Source organism: Kineothrix sp. IPX-CK (assembly GCF_039134705.1).
GTDB classification, from domain to species: Bacteria; Bacillota; Clostridia; order Lachnospirales; family Lachnospiraceae; genus Kineothrix; species Kineothrix sedimenti.
Map to the genome: position 1 here is coordinate 1180474 of NZ_CP146256.1, position 19883 is coordinate 1200356.

General features: G+C 42.1%; 19 protein-coding genes and 1 tRNA gene. 14 read left to right on the top strand and 6 right to left on the bottom strand.

Annotated elements, in window-relative coordinates; all coding sequences use genetic code 11:
- The first annotated feature begins 17 nt into the window (after positions 1 to 17).
- The 13 genes from V6984_RS05625 (at position 18) to V6984_RS05680 (ending at position 14208) form a co-directional block, all read left to right on the top strand.
- Positions 18 to 599 carry a cytidylate kinase-like family protein gene (locus V6984_RS05625; protein ID WP_342758800.1) on the top strand — a complete coding sequence of 194 codons (582 nt, stop codon included), beginning with the start codon at positions 18 to 20 and terminating at the stop codon, positions 597 to 599.
- A 469-nt stretch (positions 600 to 1068) separates the two neighbouring features.
- Positions 1069 to 1860 (top strand): CPBP family intramembrane glutamic endopeptidase, encoded by a 792-nt coding sequence (locus V6984_RS05630; protein ID WP_342758801.1) that lies wholly within the window; start codon positions 1069 to 1071, stop codon positions 1858 to 1860.
- Between the two features lie 224 nt (positions 1861 to 2084).
- Positions 2085 to 2510, top strand: coding sequence for a flavodoxin domain-containing protein (locus V6984_RS05635; protein ID WP_342758802.1), 426 nt, complete (start codon positions 2085 to 2087; stop codon positions 2508 to 2510).
- A gap of 137 nt (positions 2511 to 2647) precedes the next feature.
- A tRNA-Leu gene (locus V6984_RS05640) sits at positions 2648 to 2727 on the top strand.
- A 492-nt stretch (positions 2728 to 3219) separates the two neighbouring features.
- Positions 3220 to 4233 carry a Fic family protein gene (locus tag V6984_RS05645; RefSeq protein ID WP_342758803.1) on the top strand — a complete coding sequence of 338 codons (1014 nt, stop codon included), beginning with the start codon at positions 3220 to 3222 and terminating at the stop codon, positions 4231 to 4233.
- Positions 4234 to 4568: 335 nt separating this feature from the next.
- Positions 4569 to 5117, top strand: a complete 549-nt coding sequence (locus V6984_RS05650) for a GNAT family N-acetyltransferase (RefSeq protein ID WP_342758804.1) — start codon at positions 4569 to 4571, stop codon at positions 5115 to 5117.
- 573 nt (positions 5118 to 5690) lie between these two features.
- A complete protein-coding gene (gene kdpF / locus V6984_RS22310) occupies positions 5691 to 5768 on the top strand; it encodes a K(+)-transporting ATPase subunit F (protein ID WP_425324250.1) in 78 nt (25 codons plus the stop codon).
- Positions 5769 to 5787: 19 nt separating this feature from the next.
- Entirely contained in the window at positions 5788 to 7464 is a 1677-nt protein-coding gene (kdpA, locus tag V6984_RS05655; protein WP_342758805.1) for a potassium-transporting ATPase subunit KdpA, read from the top strand.
- A gap of 13 nt (positions 7465 to 7477) precedes the next feature.
- On the top strand, positions 7478 to 9532 hold the full coding sequence (gene kdpB / locus V6984_RS05660; protein ID WP_342758806.1) for a potassium-transporting ATPase subunit KdpB: 2055 nt from the start codon (positions 7478 to 7480) through the stop codon (positions 9530 to 9532).
- A 32-nt stretch (positions 9533 to 9564) separates the two neighbouring features.
- Positions 9565 to 10203 (top strand): K(+)-transporting ATPase subunit C, encoded by a 639-nt coding sequence (locus V6984_RS05665; protein ID WP_342758807.1) that lies wholly within the window; start codon positions 9565 to 9567, stop codon positions 10201 to 10203.
- Between the two features lie 108 nt (positions 10204 to 10311).
- Positions 10312 to 13008 carry a sensor histidine kinase KdpD gene (locus V6984_RS05670; RefSeq protein WP_342758808.1) on the top strand — a complete coding sequence of 899 codons (2697 nt, stop codon included), beginning with the start codon at positions 10312 to 10314 and terminating at the stop codon, positions 13006 to 13008.
- Entirely contained in the window at positions 13001 to 13717 is a 717-nt protein-coding gene (locus V6984_RS05675; protein ID WP_342758809.1) for a response regulator transcription factor, read from the top strand. Before V6984_RS05670 ends, V6984_RS05675 begins: the two co-directional genes overlap by 8 nt.
- A 110-nt stretch (positions 13718 to 13827) precedes the next feature.
- Positions 13828 to 14208 (top strand): hypothetical protein, encoded by a 381-nt coding sequence (locus tag V6984_RS05680; protein WP_342758810.1) that lies wholly within the window; start codon positions 13828 to 13830, stop codon positions 14206 to 14208.
- A 27-nt stretch (positions 14209 to 14235) separates the two neighbouring features.
- Here the strand turns inward: V6984_RS05680 and V6984_RS05685 are convergent, their stop codons facing one another.
- From V6984_RS05685 to V6984_RS05705, 5 genes are all read right to left on the bottom strand, one after another.
- Positions 14236 to 14394, bottom strand: a complete 159-nt coding sequence (locus V6984_RS05685; protein ID WP_342758811.1) for a hypothetical protein — start codon at positions 14392 to 14394, stop codon at positions 14236 to 14238.
- A gap of 124 nt (positions 14395 to 14518) precedes the next feature.
- Positions 14519 to 14614: a putative holin-like toxin gene (locus V6984_RS05690; RefSeq protein WP_342758813.1), complete on the bottom strand. Its 96-nt coding sequence runs from the start codon at positions 14612 to 14614 to the stop codon at positions 14519 to 14521.
- Between the two features lie 119 nt (positions 14615 to 14733).
- On the bottom strand, positions 14734 to 15729 hold the full coding sequence (locus V6984_RS05695) for an SPL family radical SAM protein (protein WP_342759944.1): 996 nt from the start codon (positions 15727 to 15729) through the stop codon (positions 14734 to 14736).
- A gap of 63 nt (positions 15730 to 15792) precedes the next feature.
- Entirely contained in the window at positions 15793 to 16725 is a 933-nt protein-coding gene (locus V6984_RS05700; RefSeq protein ID WP_342758814.1) for an alpha/beta hydrolase, read from the bottom strand.
- Positions 16726 to 16785: 60 nt separating this feature from the next.
- On the bottom strand, positions 16786 to 17223 hold the full coding sequence (locus tag V6984_RS05705; protein ID WP_342758815.1) for a cupin domain-containing protein: 438 nt from the start codon (positions 17221 to 17223) through the stop codon (positions 16786 to 16788).
- A gap of 246 nt (positions 17224 to 17469) precedes the next feature.
- On the opposite strand from V6984_RS05705, the gene V6984_RS05710 reads away from it, so the two are divergent.
- Positions 17470 to 18699 (top strand): 6-phosphofructokinase, encoded by a 1230-nt coding sequence (locus V6984_RS05710; RefSeq protein ID WP_342758816.1) that lies wholly within the window; start codon positions 17470 to 17472, stop codon positions 18697 to 18699.
- A 186-nt stretch (positions 18700 to 18885) separates the two neighbouring features.
- Here the strand turns inward: V6984_RS05710 and V6984_RS05715 are convergent, their stop codons facing one another.
- Positions 18886 to 19791: an AraC family transcriptional regulator gene (locus V6984_RS05715; protein WP_342758817.1), complete on the bottom strand. Its 906-nt coding sequence runs from the start codon at positions 19789 to 19791 to the stop codon at positions 18886 to 18888.
- Between the last annotated feature and the right edge of the window lie 92 nt (positions 19792 to 19883).

The window sequence follows — 19883 nt, forward strand, 5'->3', positions numbered from 1 at the left end:
CATCCGGAGGGAGAAATATGAAGAAGATAATTACAATCAGCAGAGAGTTCGGCGCAGGAGGCGGAGAGATTGGCCGTAAGATCGCAAAGGCTCTGAATTATGATTATTATGATAAAGAAATCATCTTAAAAACAGCAAAAGAATCTAATGTCGATGTAGAAAGTCTGCTTAAGTGGGATGAAAAGGTTCCAATGAATTTTGGATTTGCACAGAGTCTTTTCGATTTTTACAACAAGCCGCTGAGCGAAAAGCTTTTTGATGCACAGCAACAGGTGATCAGAAAAATCGGAGAAAAGGGGAATTGTGTAATTGTAGGACGCAATGCCAATACAATCCTGAAAGAGTTTGATCATAGTCTCCATGTATTTGTGTATGCAGACCCTTACTGGCGGATGGAACGAATGAAGGAAAAAATGCCGGATGCCACAGCAGCAAAAATGAGTGAAGAAATTCGTGCCATAGACAAGACAAGGAAAAAATACTGCTCTTATTATACGAATACAGAGTTTGGAGTAGCTGACTATTATGATATCTGTCTGAATACATCAAACCTTGGAATTGATACTTGCGTAGGTATTTTATTACAACTTGCAAAATAAAGGGGGGCTGCTGCAAAATAATTGATTTTTAATCATAGAGCAGTAGCTCTCTTCTTTTTCAATAGAAAACAAGTCTCTGGTTTTACTTTTGTTTTCCCTCGCTTTGGTACATTCCTCTTTGTATGGACAACTATCACAGCCTTCACACTCATAAACAGTTATCTCGGCTTTTGTGGTCCCATGCTTTTGCGCTTATTTGAGGAGGGATAGACGATATCTCATATCTTGTGTTATACTGGCCATGTGGAAATTCCTCATTTTTTGTTGTGTCTTGGTTTGGCGGTTAAAATATAACACAGAAATAGTATTTCCGTCTTTTGATAATCATAGCTATAATGCGAAGGTAGATAATCCATATTTTGCACGGGGTGCAGCTTTGAATCGGCAGAAAGCGGACATTAGGCGATAAAAGTCAAAGCGTCCATTCGTCAAGAGTAAGGTATACTTCAAAATGTGAGGTGAAGAAATCGTGACAGACAAAAAAATCGCAGTACAGTTTACGATGCTGACATTTTGCATAGCCTATCTCGTGTCAGGTACTTTGATTGCTCTTGGACAATTCGGATATACAGTTTACAATTGGGTTCATTCGCTCCGGCAATTCGGGATGAATATTCCTTTTGTAATCTATATTTTGTCGCCGGCTATTGCTTCATATATCGTTCTGAAGAAAAATAACAAAATAGCAGATTTTAAGGAGTGGCTGAAAACTGTTTTTTATGCCAAGAATAACCTTTCTCTTTATTTGTTCGTCGTTGCGGGGCTTGCACTGTACTTTTGGATGCATATTGCAGTTTCAGGCCGGGCGGAAATGGTACTTCCATTTTATACGTTCTTTCTTTCCTTGCCTGGTTGTCTTATTATCGGTGGGTTGGAGGAAGCCGGCTGGATGTACGTATTGCAGCCGGAGCTTGACAAAAAATATGGATATGTTTTATCTTCTGTTTTTGTTGGAATCATTTGGATCTTATGGCATATCCCTCTCTTCTTCATTCCGGGAACGAATCACGGAGAAGGACTCATTAACTTTTGGATGTTTGCAGTTCAACTCATGGCGTTTCGTTTTTTCAACGGGGCAATATATAAAATATCAGGAAAAGGCTGTGTGTTCATGTGTGTATTATTCCATACTATGTTCAATGCGGCGTCCCCTATCTTTGGCACTATGACTATGACCTGGCCGGGAACAATTGCCGCAAATACTGTAATTGTTCTTGTTTCAATAATAACCGTTGTGATATACGACAAATTAATCCGTTAACAAGAAAGCAAGGCATATGCCTTGCTTTTCGTTTTGATAGACTCACTGATATCCATTCATTTTTGAGAGTATAGACTTTACAAATATAAAAAAATTTATAAACACACTTGAAATAAATGCAAAAAGAGGCTATACTGAACATGTTCAAAAAATGTTCAACAGATGGAACACAGTTTTTAATGAGTATCGTCATTTAAGCGATAATTAAGATGGAGGTTGGAAGGATGAATACATTGATTGTATATTCAACAAAATCCGGTGCCAGTCGGGAGTGTGCGGAATTACTGGCAGCCAAAATAAAGGATTGCACCATTTGTGACTTGGCAAGGCAAGAACCGAGTATTGAAAGCTTTGATATGTTGATACTGGGTTCCGGCGTAAGAATGGGTAAACTTTATAAGCCCATGAAGAATTTTATTGATAAAAATAAGAAAGCAATCCTTTCAAAGAAGACAGCTTTTTTTCTGTGTAATTCTTATCCGGATACATTTCAGAAGATAATTGAAAAAAACATATCAAAGGAGCATGTGGAGAATGCGGTCTGTATAGAATCTTTTGGAGGGATTCCGCCTTTTACTGTGCCTAAAAACCAGGATTGGATTTTGATGGACCATGTAAACCATTTGGTTCAGGCGATAACGGCTCAATGAATTAAATGAGAGCGCTTGGGGGAACGGAAAAGAAAGTGGAAAAAGAGAATCTCTTAAAGAGACATATTGACAGAAAAACTACGAGATGTTAAGATAGCATACGTGAGAAAATTCTGCTGTATTGAGCAGGAGCATATGCGGATGTGGCGGAATTGGCAGACGCGCCAGATTTAGGTTCTGGTGGGCGACCGTGCAGGTTCAAGTCCTGTCATCCGCAGAAGCCTTTATTTAGCAAGGTATTATGAGAATCCCTCCGGAGAAGTCCGGAGGGATTTTTTGCGTTTGACATCAATTTTGACATCAGTAGTGTTAAGTGGGAAAAGACTGTATAAATTGAGCTGTATACTGAATGAATATCAGCGGATACATGGAGTCATATAGCCAATGAGAATACGTGAAAATTTAAAGAATCACAGGGTAGTATATGCTGTGATTCTTCTGCTTATGATCTATCAAGTAATTCATAAAAAACAGTTCTTTGAGTCTGAGAAGGGACGAAGGCATGAAGGCCTTCCTTCAGAAGATTAGATAGATACTTTTGGTTTTCTAAAAGGGACGATTTCTACATAATGAAAGCCTACAGTATATTATGCAATCTAAGTAAAAAAAGTAATAGAATTATTAACTCTTGTACGGTATAATTAAGTACAAGTCAATAAAAGATGATATAATCCAATAGTATATATTTCATCACATAAGCGAGGGAAATATGAGTGAAAAAGGCTATGCTCCACCATATACGATTACGGATAAAACAGTTAATCTGATTTCTGCCATAACTGAAATAATAACTAAAATTACTATTAATGATACCATGATTAATAATCCCAGGCTACGCAGAGATAATCGTATTCGTACCATTCATGCATCTTTAGCCATTGAAAATAATTCTTTATCTTTGGATCAGGTAACAGATATCATAAATGGAAAAAGAATTCTTGGAGCACCGGACGAAATATGTGAAGTAAAGAATGCATTCGAAGTATATAACAAGCTTTTGGATATGAATCCATATTCCACAAAAGATATGCTGTTTGCCCATAGAATTCTAATGAATGAATTGACAAAAGAAGCGGGTACTTTTCGAAGTGGCGGAGTTGGAATATTTGCAGGAGAGAGAATGATTCATATGGCTCCGCCTGCAAATCAGGTACCACATTTGATAAAAGACTTGGTAGATTGGATAAAGCGCGCGGAAGTTCATCCGCTTATTAAAAGTTGTGTATTTTATTATGAATTTGAATTTATTCATCCGTTTGCAGATGGAAATGGAAGACTGGGACGTATGTGGCAGACACTGTTGCTTTATAAATGGAAGCCTTTGTTTGGGTGGGTACCAATGGAAACACTGATCAGGGAACGTCAGGAAGAATATTATAAAGTGCTGGGAGAATGTGATCATAGTGCGGATTCAGGTAAATTCGTGGAATTCATACTGAGAACCATTTATGATGCTTTATGTGAAATAGCAGATACCGAACAAGTCGCCGTTCAAGTCACCGAACAAGTTGAAAAGTTGCTAAAAGTCATTAATAATAAGGAATATTCAACCAAGGAGCTAATGGAGCTTCTGGGATTAAAACACAGACCTTCCTTTCGGGATAATTATTTATTGCCAGCATTAAAGCTTGAGTATATAGAGATGACTGTACCGGATAAGCCTAATAGTAGTAAACAGAAGTATAGAAGAGCAGACAGTAGAAAAACTGGTACGAATCGGTAGGGGAATGAGAATAATAGAGGATGAAGTATTTGATATAGCGTAGGAACATGAGGATTCTATAGTGGGAACACCACAAGGTGGAAATCTTTCGCCACTATTAGCAAATATCATGTTAAATGAACTGGATAAGGAAATGTAACAAAGGTGCTGTCAACGTTGCGATAAGCAACAAGAGACTAAGCCAATTTGGATTAGTCTCAATGTTAGACTACTACACCGAAAGGGTGTCAAATGTTAAGTTGATTGAACCGCCGTGTATCGAACGTTACGCACGGTGGTGTGAGAGGTCGAAAGTTTTCATTATGCTAAGTCAGAAATGGAAGGAGAAAACAGGTATGCGTTTTGAAGAGAAGAGAGTGGAATTAAAAGATGGAAGAAAATGTGTTCTTAGAGCAGTGCAGCCTAAAGATGCAAACGGTATGATTGAGTATTTAAAAATAACATCTGGGGAAACAGCTTTTTTGCTACGAAATGCGGATGAAGTGAAATATACGGAAGAGGCAGAAAGAGAATTACTTCAACGCAGGTTGGACGATGAAGGCGGCTTTATGATGCTCGCAGAAATAGATGGAATTATAGCCGGAAACTGTGGGATTGTGTCTAAGGGAGGATACAGAAGAACCAACCATAGATGTGGATTTGCCATCGCCTTAAAAAAGGATTATTGGCATTTGGGATTAGGCAGTGAAATGATGAAGTATGCTTTAGAATTGGCAGAAAAAATCGGGTATGAACAAATTGAATTAGAAGTTGTTGACGGAAATGACCGGGCAAAATCATTGTATGAAAGTTTTGGATTTGAAGTGACCGGAAGAAATCTGAGGGCATTAAAATATGATGATGGAAGCTACAAAGATGAGTATGTCATGATAAAAGTATTTTGATAGAAAAATTTTAGGAAAAAAATTAGGATTTCTATATTGACAAAGTATACCCACAGGGGTATACTTTTTTGATAAATACATACCCCTATGGGTATGGACATTTGTATAAATAAATGACATACCCTACCATGTAGTCCATAAGTTATGGTTATTATCAATGTATCTCATCGCTGAATAGGAGGAGTCAAAAACGTGACAGGTATAATATTTAAAAAATGTTTTAAAGCATCCATTAAAAGTGGATGCTTTTGTTGTTTATAGTAAAATAAGACATTTCACTTTATGGACAGCTAATATTTTCCTTAATATATGAATTCTCTTAATGCAACATTCATGCACCTGAAATAACCAATACACTGTCTTAATTTTCAAAAGTCTATAATGAAACATGGAATTACCGCTAGTGGTCATAGATAATGATAAGTTTAAAGACAGGAGGAAATTAAATATGAATTTATTAATGGATTTAGCTATGATTGGTACGCTGACCGTATGCTATCTGTTGCTGAAATGGTTTGTTAATTGGTGCAGCCGGCAGGTTGAAAAGCCGTGATCGCAGAGGAGGATAATCATATGATAGTTCTTGGAATATTAATTGTGGGATTGGCAGGATATTTGGTATATGCTCTTGTAAATCCGGAAAAGTTTTAACGGGAAGGCGGAACGAAATATGCTGCAAATTATAATAATTTTGATTGTCTTTGTTGGTTTAATTTTACCGATGGGGAAATACATGTATCACATTGCTGTCGGTCAAAGAACCTTTGCCGACCCATTTTTTGATCGGGTGGACAATACGATTTACCGTGTGTGTGGAATTGACAGAAAAGAAATGAGCTGGAAGCAGTATGTCTTTGCGATGCTGGCAACCAATGCGATTATGGTATTTATTGGATATTTAATTTTAAGAATTCAGGAACTCCCGATTTTCAATCCCAACGGCATCAGAGGAATGGAGCCTGTGCTATCCTTTAATACCATCATCAGCTTTATGACGAATACTAACCTTCAGCACTACTCCGGAGAATCAGGGCTTTCGTACCTAAGCCAGATGCTGGTGATTATCTTTTTGATGTTTACCTCTGCAGCTACTGGTTTTTCTGTAGCTACAGCTATCGTCCGTGGCTTTTCCGGAAAGACAAAAACCATGGGAAACTTCTATTCGGATTTTGTTCGTATTATAACACGGGTTCTCTTACCGCTTTCCATCATTGTTGGACTGTTGCTTGTATCTCAGGGTACCGTACAGAACATGTCACCTGATATAACGGTGCAGTCGATTGAAGGAAAGTATCAGGATATAGTCATGGGGCCGGTTGCATCCCTGGAATCGATCAAGCATCTTGGAACTAATGGCGGAGGTTTTTTTGGAGCTAATGCAACAACACCATTTGAGAATCCAACAGTTCTATCCAATATGATCGAAATGCTTTCCATGATGCTGTTGCCAGGTTCCTGCGTTGTTATGTTTGGTCTTATGGTACGAAACCGCAATAAAGAAGCCAAACCTATTTTTGCTGTAATGTTTTTTCTTTTCATTGTGGGAATCGGGGTCTGCTATGCGGCTGAACAGGCTGGAAATCCGGCACTTGCACAGGCTGGATTAAATCAGAGCATGGGCAATATGGAAGGCAAAGAAATGCGGTTCGGAATTGCCCAATCCTCGCTGTTTACAACTGTGACAACTGCCTTTACTACCGGCAGTATCAATAATATGCACGACACACTGACACCAATCGGCGGAATGGTTCCGCTGATAAATATGATGCTCAACCAGATATTTGGTGGTAAAGGTGTAGGATTGATGAACATGCTGATGTATGTGATCCTGACGGTATTTATCTGCGGCCTGATGGTTGGCCGTACACCGGAATATCTGGCGAAAAAGATCGAAGGCGGGGAAATGAAACTGACTGCGCTAGGTATTATTATTCATCCGTTGATAATCCTGTTCTTCTCTGCACTGGCGGTAGCGCTTCCGGCAGGATTGGCGGGAATCAGTAACCCGGGGCATCATGGACTTACGCAGGTACTGTACGAATTCACGTCCGCTGCCGCCAACAATGGCTCCGGCTTTGAAGGGCTGAGTGATAATACGTATTTTTGGAATATTACGACAGGGCTGGCTATGTTCTTCGGGCGCTATTTGTCCATCATCATAATGATGGCTGTTGCAAGTTCGCTTATGCTCAAGCAACCGGTCAGTGAATCTGTCGGTACATTAAGAACCGACTCAAAAACGTTTACCATAGCTCTTCTTATGGTGGTCCTTATCATTGCCGCACTTACGTTTTTTCCGGTACTGATTCTTGGACCGATTGCCGAGCACATGACTTTGTGGAGTTGAGGAGGATATTATTATGAGCAAAACAAAGAAAACAAAATTTATTACAGGGGATATTATGAAATACTCCGTTATCGGGGCATTTATCAAGCTAAACCCCTTGTATATGATGAAGAATCCTGTCATGTTTGTGGTGGAAATCGGGTTTGGGATAACACTGCTGACCTGTTTCTTCCCGGGCTTGTTCGGAGAAGAAGGTAACAATATGGCACGATATAATTCCATAGTATCTGTTCTTCTTTTTTTTACCCTTTTATTTGCGAATTTTGCGGAAGCGGTAGCGGAGGGACGCGGCAAAGCGCAGGCAGAAAGCCTTAAGAAAACTCAGAAAGATATGCGAGCCCGAATCCTGAAAGAAGATAATACGGAAATGATAGTAAGTGCCGCCACATTGGAAAAAGGTAATATAGTGCTGGTGAAAAACGGAGAGCTGATTCCCAATGACGGTGAAGTGATCGAAGGAATTGCCTCGGTGGATGAATCCGCTATTACCGGAGAGTCTGCACCTGTACTTAAGGAAAGCGGCGGAGATTTCTCGTCGGTAACCGGCGGCACAACGGTGGTCAGCGATTGGCTGAAGATTCGTATCACATCCAATCCTGGAGAATCTTTCATTGATAAAATGATTGCGCTGGTAGAGGGTGCCTCCCGCAAGAAGACGCCTAATGAGATAGCGCTTAATACACTGCTTGTCAGTCTGACGATTATCTTTCTGATAGTAATATTCAGCCTTTACCCCCTCGCTGTTTACAGCGGGGTGCGCTTACAAATTTCTACGATGATTGCCCTGATGGTCTGCCTGATCCCCACAACTATCGGAGGTTTGTTGTCTGCCATCGGTATCGCCGGTATGGACCGTGTAACACGCTTTAATGTTATTGCAATGTCCGGCAAAGCCGTTGAGGTATGCGGTGATGTGGATACCATGATTCTCGATAAAACCGGTACTATTACCTACGGAAACCGTATGGCGGCAAAACTCATTCCCGTAAGTAACGTAAGTGAACAGGAATTGGTCCGTTATGCTGTGCTCAGTTCGCTAAAAGATGATACTCCCGAAGGGAAATCCGTAGTAAGGCTTGGCGAGCAGTTAAGCGGCAAGGTTCAAGAGGCTGTATCGGGAATGGAGTTTGTGGAGTTCACCGCACATACGCGCATGAGTGGCGTCAATCTTCCGGATGGCACCAGAATCCGCAAAGGAGCATCGGATGCTATTCAAAAGTATGTACAGGATCTGGGCGGCTCTATTCCCGAGGATCTGGAAAATCGGGCGAATGAGGTTGCGAAACTGGGAGGAACACCTTTGGCAGTCTGCGTTGGGAACCGTATCCTGGGCATCATTTATTTGAAAGACACCATCAAAGAGGGACTGGTGGAACGTTTCGAAAGATTGCGGTCTATTGGTATCAAGACCATCATGTGCACAGGTGACAATCCGCTGACTGCAGCGACCATTGCACAGGAAGCAGGTGTAGACAGCTTCATAGCGGAATGCAAGCCGGAAGATAAGATCAGGGCAATCAAGGCCGAGCAGGCAGAAGGGAAAATTGTCGCTATGACGGGAGACGGTACGAATGACGCCCCTGCTCTCGCGCAGGCGAATGTAGGCATTGCCATGAACAGCGGCACTCAGGCTGCTAAGGAAGCGGCAAACATGATAGATTTAGATTCTGATCCCACCAAGATATTAGATGTGGTGGAAATCGGGAAGCAGCTTTTGATTACGCGGGGTTCCCTGACAACATTTAGCATAGCCAATGATATCGCCAAATATTTTGCAATCATTCCGGCAATGTTCATGGCGGCAATACCGCAGTTAAAAGTACTGAACATAATGGCATTGACTACCCCCTATAGCGCAATATTGTCTGCGCTGATTTTTAACGCTATTATCATTCCGCTGCTCATCCCTCTTGCAATGAAGGGTGTCAAATACAGGCCTATGCGCGCGGAGAAGATGTTATCACGGAATATGCTGATTTACGGTCTGGGAGGTATTATTGCACCCTTTGCAGGTATTAAATCAATTGATTTGCTGATTGCGCCGATGCTGGCTATTCTTGGCATATAGGCTGTATGCAATCGGAGAGGAGATTATAAAATATGATGAAATTTTTAAAGGGAATAAAGAGCCCGCTGCTTATTTCAGCGGTTATGCTCCTGATCTGCGGACTGGGGTATCCCCTTCTGCTTACAGGAATAAGTCAGATCATTTTTCCCCATCAGGCAAACGGCAGCCTCGTTATGATCGACGGGCAGAACGTAGGCTCGGAATTGATTGGGCAGGATTTTACTGATCCGCGGTTTATGAAGGGCCGTCCTTCTGCAGTGAATTATAACACATACACGCAGGAGGACAAGGAGAATGGTAATTATACAGGAGTCAGTTCCGGCTCCAGTAACTATGCGACCACCAACCCGGAGCTGGCCAAACGGGTGAAAGCTGATATTGAGAAATTTCTGTCTGAAAATCCTTCTATTAATAAAGAAGATATTCCTACAGATCTGTTAACGGCTTCGGGATCCGGTCTTGACCCACATATCAGCCTTGCTTCAGCTGTAGTTCAAATTCCTGCTTTAGTTGAAACGACCGGGCTGCCCGAGGAACTGTTGGAGGACATTGTGAAAAAAAATACGCAGGGTAAGTCTCTGGGCATTTTTGGAGAAGAAACAGTTAATGTCCTGAAGGTAAATCTTGAAATTGTGAAGGAGTTAGGATTAGCGGAACAAGCGTCAGAATAAAACCGGGTATTTATGCTATCTTAATGCTAAATAGGTAATTATAATACAATAATAATTTTTTATGTGATATAATTTTTAAAACATTCTATGAAAGAAGAGGGCGTAAAAATGGGAAACGATCATATATTTTCTGGTGTTGTTTCCAAGCAGCAAACCGTTATGGCTAACGAAAAGAAATGCGGGTTACTGAAAATCTATTTTGGTTATGCTGCTGGTGTCGGCAAGACCTTCGCTATGTTGAAAGATGCGCAAGAAGTCAAAAGCAATGGTGTCGATGTAGTGGCAGGATATATAGAACCTCATGCCCGCCCTGAAACAGCCGCTCTTTTGGGCAATCTGGAGGTCCTGCCATTTCTGGAATTGAACTATAAAAATGTTATATTAAAGGAGTTCGATTTGGACGAAGCCCTCCGCAGACGGCCTGAACTGATTTTGGTAGATGAACTGGCCCATACGAATGCCGAGGGGTGCCGCCATGCTAAGCGTTATCAGGATGTGGAAGAGTTGCTGCGCGCAGGCATAGATGTATATACTACTATTAATGTTCAGCATATTGAAAGCCTTAACGATGTAGTGTTCGCCATTACAGGTATCACGGTACGAGAACGTATCCCAGACAGTGTATTTGACAGTGCCGATCAGATTGAGGTTGTGGATATTGAGCCTGAAGAACTCCTTGAACGTCTGAATAAAGGGAAGGTTTATAGCGAAGAGCAGGCACGGCGGGCTCTTTCAAATTTCTTTACGAAGGAGAACCTGATTGCCCTTCGTGAAATTGCGCTAAGGCTCACTGCAGATCAGGTTAACCGTATTGCGGCACAAAACAACGAGCCATCAAAAAACAGCGGTGCTTATTCTAATGAGCATATATTGGTTTGTTTATCTTCGGCACCTTCCAATGCTAAAGTAATCCGTACAGCGGCGAGAATGGCTGACGCATTTCACGGTACTTTTACAGCGTTGTTTGTGCAAACTACAGAAGCATTAGAATATGAAGACAAAGACAGAACGCGGCTGAGGGAACATCTAAGGCTTGCAGAACAGCTTGGAGCACAAATTGCTGCCGTATATGGGGAGGATGTTCCGGGACAGATTGCGGAGTATGCAAAGGTGAGCCGGGTATCCAAAATTGTTATAGGACGATCCAGTCATATAAAAAGATGGTTGGTAAAAACTAATTTTGTCGATAAGCTGTCTATGCTGGCCCCTAATTTAGATATTTATATTATTCCTGATACCAATCCCTCTTACCATTTGCGCCCGCCTAAGTTCGTAAAGCCGGCAGAGTTTTCACCGGTGGATTCTTTTAAAACGATAGGGATTTTAATTGCGTGTACATTGATCGGACTGTGGTTCGATTTTCTTGGCTTTAGTGAAGCGAACATCATCACTACATTTATTTTAGGTGTACTTTTTAATTCCATCGTTACGAGAGGAAGAATATACAGTGCGTTATCCTCCGTTCTGGGCGTACTGGTGTTTAACTTTGTTTTTACACAGCCCCAGTATTCTTTACAGGCGGCTCTTCCAAGTTATCCGGTTACCTTTATTGTCATGCTGGCGGCTTCTCTCATTACCAGTACTCTGACCAAGAGAGTAAAGGAGCAGGCCCGTCAGGACGCGCAAAAGGCTTACCGGACAGAAGTGCTTCTGGAAACAAGTCAAAAACTGCAGCAGGCAAGCAATCAATCGGAAATTATAAAAGAAACAGCGCAACAAATGGTTAAATTGCTTGACAGAACTGTGATCTTTTATCTTAGTAAGGAAAATACATTATCCTCTCCTATGGTGTTTGGCTGCGAAGAGGAGGAAGCTTTGCGCAGATATCTTAGTGAGGATGAGCTTGCGGTGGCGGAGTGGGTCTATAAAAATAACAAGCGGGCCGGAGCGACTACAAATACCCTTTCTGCCGCCAAATGCCTATATCTGGCGGTACGGGGAAAAGACAAAGTGTTTGCCGTCGTAGGAATCGTTATGGAAAAGCATGTTTCATTGGAGATGTTTGAAAAGAGCCTGGTAATTGCCATGCTGGGCGAGTGTGCCCTGGCTTTGGAAAAAGAATGGCTGAGTGAAACACAAAAACAAATATCTATGCAGATGCAGCAGGAGCAGCTTAGGGCCAACCTCCTTAGGGCAATTTCTCATGACTTGCGGACACCTCTCACCAGTATCTCCGGCAATGCCGGTATTCTCAGAGGTAATTCCAAAGTTCTAAGCGAGGAGCAAAAACAGGGACTTTATACCGATATTTATGATGATTCCTTGTGGCTGATAAATTTGGTAGAAAACCTGCTATCCATTACCCGGATTGACAATGGAACGTTGAATCTGAACATGCAGCCGGAACTTTTGGAAGATGTGATCATAGAAGCATTACTTCATATCAATCGACGAAGTGTGGAACATAAAATTGAAACTGTGCTTGAGGATGAATTTTTAATGGCCAGGATGGATTCACGGCTTATCATTCAGGTTATTATCAATATTATTGATAACGCAATCAAGTATACACAGGAAGGCTCGAGCATTGTGATCTCGGCAAAAAGAGATGGAGCATTTATTCGAGTCGAAATAGCCGATGATGGTTCAGGCATTCAGGATTCGGCTAAGGAAAAACTGTTCGATATGTTTTATACGGCTAAAAATATCAGTTCGGACAGCCGACGTGGACTTGGATTGGGTCTGCCGCTATGCAAATCTATTATCAATGCGCATGGGGGAACTATTTATGTAAGAGATAATATGCCGCAGGGTACGGTATTTGTATTTACTTTGCGGGCAGAGGAGGTAAATGTTCATGAATAAACCATTGATTTTGGTTGTGGAAGATGACAAGGCCGTTCAAAAGTTAATCACAACCACCCTTGAGACACAAAGCTATCAATATCATACGGCAGGAACGGGCAAGGGCTCAATCTTAGAAGCAGTATCCAGGAAGCCGGATATCATGATTCTGGATTTGGGACTTCCGGACATGAATGGTATAGATGTTATCAAAAAAGTTCGGACATGGTCTAATATGCCCATTATTGTAGTAAGCGCACGCAGCGAAGATCGAGATAAGATAGATGCCTTAGATGCCGGTGCGGACGATTATCTGACCAAACCGTTCAGTGTGGATGAACTTCTGGCGAGGCTAAGGGTCAGTCTGCGCCGGGTACGTTATGACAGTGAAAAACTGCAAAGAGACGCGACCGTATTTACGAATGAGAATATGAAAATTGATTATGCTGCGGGCTGTGTGTGGATAGACGATGAGGAAATACATCTGACACCCATGGAGTATAAGCTCTTGTGTTTGCTGGCTAAGAATGTCGGGAAGGTCTTAACACATAATTTTATTCTCCAAGAGATATGGGGAAGTTATTCCAGCGATATTCCTGCCCTGCGCGTTTTTATGGCAACGCTGCGCAAGAAAATTGAAAAGGATGCTTCACAACCCAAGTATATACAAACACACATCGGCGTCGGGTATCGTATGCTCCGTGTGGGCGACGACGGGAAATCCGGTTGATATCTTTATATTATCTTAATGTTGCCGCAAGAATCTTAATGCTGTGCTAACATATAAGCTGATATACTTAAAAACATGCAAATAGTAGTTGTGTTTTTGGGGAGATAACTATGACACTTCAAGAAAAATTGAAACAAGAAATAATAAGCATGGCTTTCTGCGTAACCGGATTGTCATTTATTCTAATTAGTTTTTATATAATTATGGATAAGTGCAACCTTTCTGTTATGATGGGCATGGTCATAGGCGGCGCAGCATCAATCGGGAATTTTATTTTAAATGTATATACCGTACAACATTCTGTAAAATTTGACAAACAGAAAGCCTCCCGCATTATATTACTTTCAAAAGTAATCAGAATGTTTTTAATGGGTTTTATTGCTTATTATATATTACTGGTGCCGCTATTACATGACTTTACCGGTATTCTTGCATTATTTTTTCCTCAAATAACCCGTGCATTTTTATACTTAATAAAAACCGAAGACTGATAATTCAGCTTATGTACCGAGGGGAAATTAATTCCCTCCGGGTCCATCTTGACGCGGCCTTGATGACTCAGGAAGCGGCTCCACATTGTAGTCAGGCTTAGTATGATTTTTACCTCTCGGCAAATCTATTTCCGGGATGTTACCGTCATCAAAGGTATTATTAGGTTCATTTTTTTTAGATTTCATAGTATACCATCCTTTCGGATATAGAGTATCCAGATGGAGAGTTTTTTATGCAACAGGAATGATTTTCCATTATATAAAATAAGCTGCAAATCCATTCTGTAGATTTGCAGCTTATTACAAGTATTTATTTTGTTTTATGCACATATACGAGTAAAGCAACTAGAAACCCTCCGAATTGAAATATTAAAGATAATGTTTGATATGTATCCATAATAAACATCCTCTTTTTTCTATATATATGCTAGTTGTCCCGAGATTATTCTCTAAATTTGTAAATTATTGCGCTAAATTAAATAAAAGTGAGGGGACTCAGCCTAATCTCCGGTGCGTCCCCCTCAATTATGAAATATATAATATTGGCATATCTTCTAACTGCTCAGACAGCTTTTGACGTAAAAAAGCTTCTACCTCCTGCCGAACTTCGTTTCGGTAGCAATATTTGCCGCGTCCGCGTCCGGTCATGGTTTCCCGGTTTAAAAGCATTACGGAATTAGGGAAGGCATCTGTGTTTATGGCATTTTGTACGAAGCTGTAAGTCATTAGTATGATTTCTATGAAGCTGTTCTGTTTAACCTTTGGGCTTAGCTCTTCGGCCAGCTGCTTAATCAGTCTGCCATATAATTGTTTCCAGTCCGGAAGCAGAATGATCGGGGCGAGCAGTATTCCCACCGGATATCCGGCCTCAGCCATTTCGTTCAACGCATGGATCCGTGCCGACAGCGAAGATGTTCCTAATTCTATACGGCTTATGATCTCTTGTGGATTCACGCTCATGCGAAAAATGATCTTGCCTTTATGGTCGAGACCGAGCAGTGGATTTACCATATCGAATTTTGTAGGAAAGGTAAGGTGTCCGCGGCCTTCCTGCGCAAAGCGCTGGATGGTATAGATCAGATTGTCTGTGATTGCATTTTCCAACAGCAAGTCGCTGTTGCTGCCTATCTCAAAGGTTTGCGGGGAGGGAGCGGCAGCGGCTTTTTTCAGAAGCCTGTCCAGCATTTGCTCGCGATTGACGAACAGGCGAAGATAGGAGCATTTGTTGTAATTGCATACCAGGTAACAATATAGGCACATTGCCCGGCAGCCTGAAGAAGTATATGGTACCAGCCAGTCCGAAACCTTATGGTTGGGGACATATTTGTGGGTTTTTCTCGTACCAATGATTAGATGATTTTTTAACTTTGCAAAATCACGGTTCTCTGACGCTGCCAACTCGGGTATATGGTTGTGACTCTCTATTTCTATCCAAGGCAAAGCAGCATATTTCTCTTGGAGCATCCGGCCCAATTCATAGTTGAGCGCAGCCGGTTCATAATAAACTGCATCAAAGCGCATATCCATTCTTGGAATCCTCCTGACAGATATAGCTTTCCCCTAAATAGATGATTCTATTATTTTTTAACTGTTTCGATAAGCCTCAAGAAAATGCAGGCAATGCTCCTCCAGCTGTAAAAGGCCTTTTTCTTCGATAGGAAAATGTCCGGCATTCTCCAGTATGTGTATTTCTTTGATACAGCCGAGCTTATCGTAGAATATCCGGCTCAGGGACACGTCCGTCCATTTGTCAAGACCCGGATGAACGAGAAGAAAAGGGCAGGATATGAATTGCTCGGGCTCGATTTTTAACGCCGGATTCAGCATGGAATGAACAAAGGCGATGGGAACAGAGACTCCCGAGGACTTTTTGTCTTTCATGAGCAAGTCGGCCAGTTCGCTGTTGTTGGCAATGGCCTTCATATTTGCGATGGCTTTCATCGGCATATTAATTTTACCCGCTATTTTGTTCATGGCGCCCAGAAAAGGCTTGGCAGCGGCTCCCATAAGCGGGTTGGCCGCCGTTTTCTTGGTAATGTAAGGATTTCTTTGATCCAGTATGCAGGTTGTAATGACTCCGCATATTTCCGGACATTCGCTGGCTGTCTGATATGCGAGCATACCGCCGGCGCTCAGGCCGAACAGGAAGATGCTTCTGGCGGCTTGCCTTTGGTAGAAGGATAGGATTTCACATCCGCATTTTACCCAGATATCATAGGTTATGGTGCCGCTGTATTGGGTGCAGCCGTATAAAGGAAAATCCGGACATATGACTTCATATCCGCTTATTTTCAGACGGACGGCAATAAAGGAAAGCAGCCTGCCGTTCCCTCCGACTCCATGGAATAAAATGACAGTTGCTTTAGGCTTGCTTACCTTATAGTGATCTATATGTATATTCATGTCGTGTACCGGTATGAAATATTCTTCGGGCATGGTCCCGGCGGAGAGTCTGTTTTGTTCAGGAAGGAAAACCTGCATTTCTTTCCACACGACGTCGTTACGGTAATCTTTCATATCTTTTTTCTCCTATTAGTACATTGTATAGTACCCCGTGCCTGCCGTCAACGAGAAGCGCTACTCCATGCTTTCATAGATTGACGCTTCCTCTTTCGACCGGTGTATACTTCCGTGAGGATGAAGAGAAGGTGCATAGATGGTAAACATTTTTAGAGGAATGGAACCTGTATTGACTATGTTGTGCCATATACCTGCAGGAACTATGACGGCATAATCTTCCGTTATATGTGCCTGATATTGAAGGCAATCCTCACAATTCCCCATGATGACCAGGGCGCTGCCCTGTTCGATATAGAAAAACTGATCGGAGGTTTGGTGGACATCCAGACCGATATCGGAATCTACTGGTACAGACATTAGAGTGAGCTGCATATTTTTGCAGGTCCAGCGAGCGGCACGGAAGTAAGTGTTGCTTATCGTGTCCTGCCTTAAATCGGTCACGAAGGGCCTGGGCCCCTGATCGATGATGTTTGTGGTATCGTTTAAATAATCCATGAGTTACTCCTTGAATATGTCTATATTATTATTATATGGATGTGCGGAATTATGTGATGTAAGGACAATATGTGAATTAGCTTTATTTAGTATTGATAAAGAATTATAATAATCAGGAAGATAAATATGGGGTATTTTAACTTGTATTGCCGAAGTGAATCTGTTATAATCGGTGGTGGTAATTGACCGCATACACAAGATGTGGTTGAAATAAAGAAACTATAAGAAGATCAAAGGAGAGGAAATATGAAAGGAAATATTGTTGTTGGACAGTCCGGCGGACCTACAGCCGTAATTAACTCATCGGTAGCTGGCGTATATGCAGCAGCTAAAAAGCTTGGTGTAAAGAAAGTATATGGTATGGTACATGGTATCCAGGGATTTTTGCAGGATAATTTGTGCGACCTCGATGAATACCTCGCAGATGAGACCGGTATTGAGTTATTAAAGAGAACTCCTTCAGCATTTTTAGGCTCCTGCCGTTTCAAAATGCCTAAAATTGAAGGGCATGAAGAAGTATATGAAAAAGTATTTGAAATAATGGAAAAGCATGACATCGAATGTTTATTCTATGCGGGTGGTAATGACTCAATGGATACCGTAAAGATGCTGTCCGATTATGCTGCTGCTCACAATAAACCGCAGAGATTCATGGGCGTACCTAAGACTATCGATAACGATCTTCCGATTACGGATCACTGTCCTGGATATGGTTCCGCAGCGAAGTATATCGCTACGAGCTTGAAGGAAATCATCCGCGATAACGAGTCCTTCGGTGTTGAGAAGCCTACCGTATGTATCGTGGAGATCATGGGACGCCATGCAGGCTGGCTGACCGCAGCGGCAGCTCTTGCAAAGGGAGAGGACTGCAGCGGCGTGGACGCGATCTACCTTCCGGAAGTGGCTTTTGATGTGGACAAGTTCATGGCTAAGGTAAAGCATCTGGGAGCTACGAAGAGTTCCGTAGTAATCGCAGTATCCGAAGGCGTGGCTTTGGCAGACGGACGTTTCGTATGCGAACTCGCAGATGCAGATAAGGCGGTGGATGCATTCGGACACAAGCAGCTGTCCGGTACTGCGGCATACCTTTGCTCTTTGGTAGCGGCTGAGACAGGCCTTAAGGCTCGTGCGGTAGAATTCTCTACCTTACAGCGTGCAGCTACTCACCTCGCTTCTCTGACAGACATCAACGAGGCATTCCAGGTTGGACATGACGCTGTTATTGCAGCAGAAGAAGGTAAGACGGGTATGATGATTACCCTTGACAGAAACGGAGATGACCCTTATCAGTGCGGAACGAGTGCATACGACATTCATGCAATCGCTAACGTTGAGAGACCGGTTCCGGCAGAATGGATTACGGAAGACGGATGCGGCCTTAACGAAGGTTATGAGAAATATGCAAGACCGCTTATTATCGGCGAGTTACAGCCTTTATTCGTGAATGGTTTACCGAGACACTTGATAAGAAAATAGATTTAAAATAATTTTTGTAAAATGAGACAGATGCGATGTGAATTGCATCTGTCTTATTTTATTTCATAGGAAAGACCTTGTTACGTTGCAGTAGTAGAGTTTCGGTTTCCTATGAAATAAAAGCACTCCGTGCAGGATGCGCAGCCTCGCGCGCGGAACAAAAGCTGTGCTGCCGGCCGTATGCGCTCAGCGCGAAGAATGGATTTTCCGATAATCGCTAGGAGAGCAGTTCATGATCTTTTTAAAGGTTTCCGCAAAGTAGCTGCTTCCGTGAAAGCCGATTTCTTCGGCAATTTCTGTCATCGATTGACCGCCGCTTAAAAGCAGGGGAAGGCTTTTTTGTATCCGATAATTCAATAAGTATGTAAAGGGGGTCTGTCGCAGCGTCCGTTTGAACAAATGGCAGCATTCGCTTTTGCTTATATGGCAGGAGCCGGCGATGTCCTGAAGGGAAATATCCTCGCTGTAATGAGACTGGATGAAACCGATTGCCGTTTTCAGGCGGTTGATGTCGGTTGTCGTGCCGGTCTCTTTTTGATTTAAAGAAGGCTGAAGCTCCTGAAAAAGGAGAGACCAGAGCGAACAGAGCTTTTCCACAACGAGAAGTTCATAGCCGTCCTTCGCCTGATTCTGCAATTCGGCGGCCTCTAATAACAGGGATATCATTCGTTTTCCAAAGGAGGAATCCCCGCTTAAATATTTGGAAAAAAGTTCCGGCTCCGTACAGATAGGATTAACATACCGGTTGAAGATAAGGCTGTCTTCATAGCCGAAGATGATGACAGGATTGAGAACAATGGCAATATAGCTGCAGTCCGTCTCTACACCGACTGTTCTGGCAGTGTGCAAGACGTTGGAGTTAGTGAAAATCCCGTTTCCCGCGCTGATTTTATATAAGTTATCGTTTGCCTGGTATTCCATGCTGCCTTCCGTTACATAAGTGAATTCTACTTCTGGATGCCAGTGGATGGGAAAAGAATTCTGCTCATAATTGGAAAGTCTTTCATAACCCACACGAAAGGGAAAGGAATACTTGTCGGTAGTATTTCTTTCCTTCAAATTATTATCAAGAAAAAGTTTGAATTTCTCCATGGAATCCTCCTATACCATCAATTGATAAGGCACACACCGCCGAATAGGACCTTATCAATCCAGGGTAGACAATATTGTTATGGAAAACTACA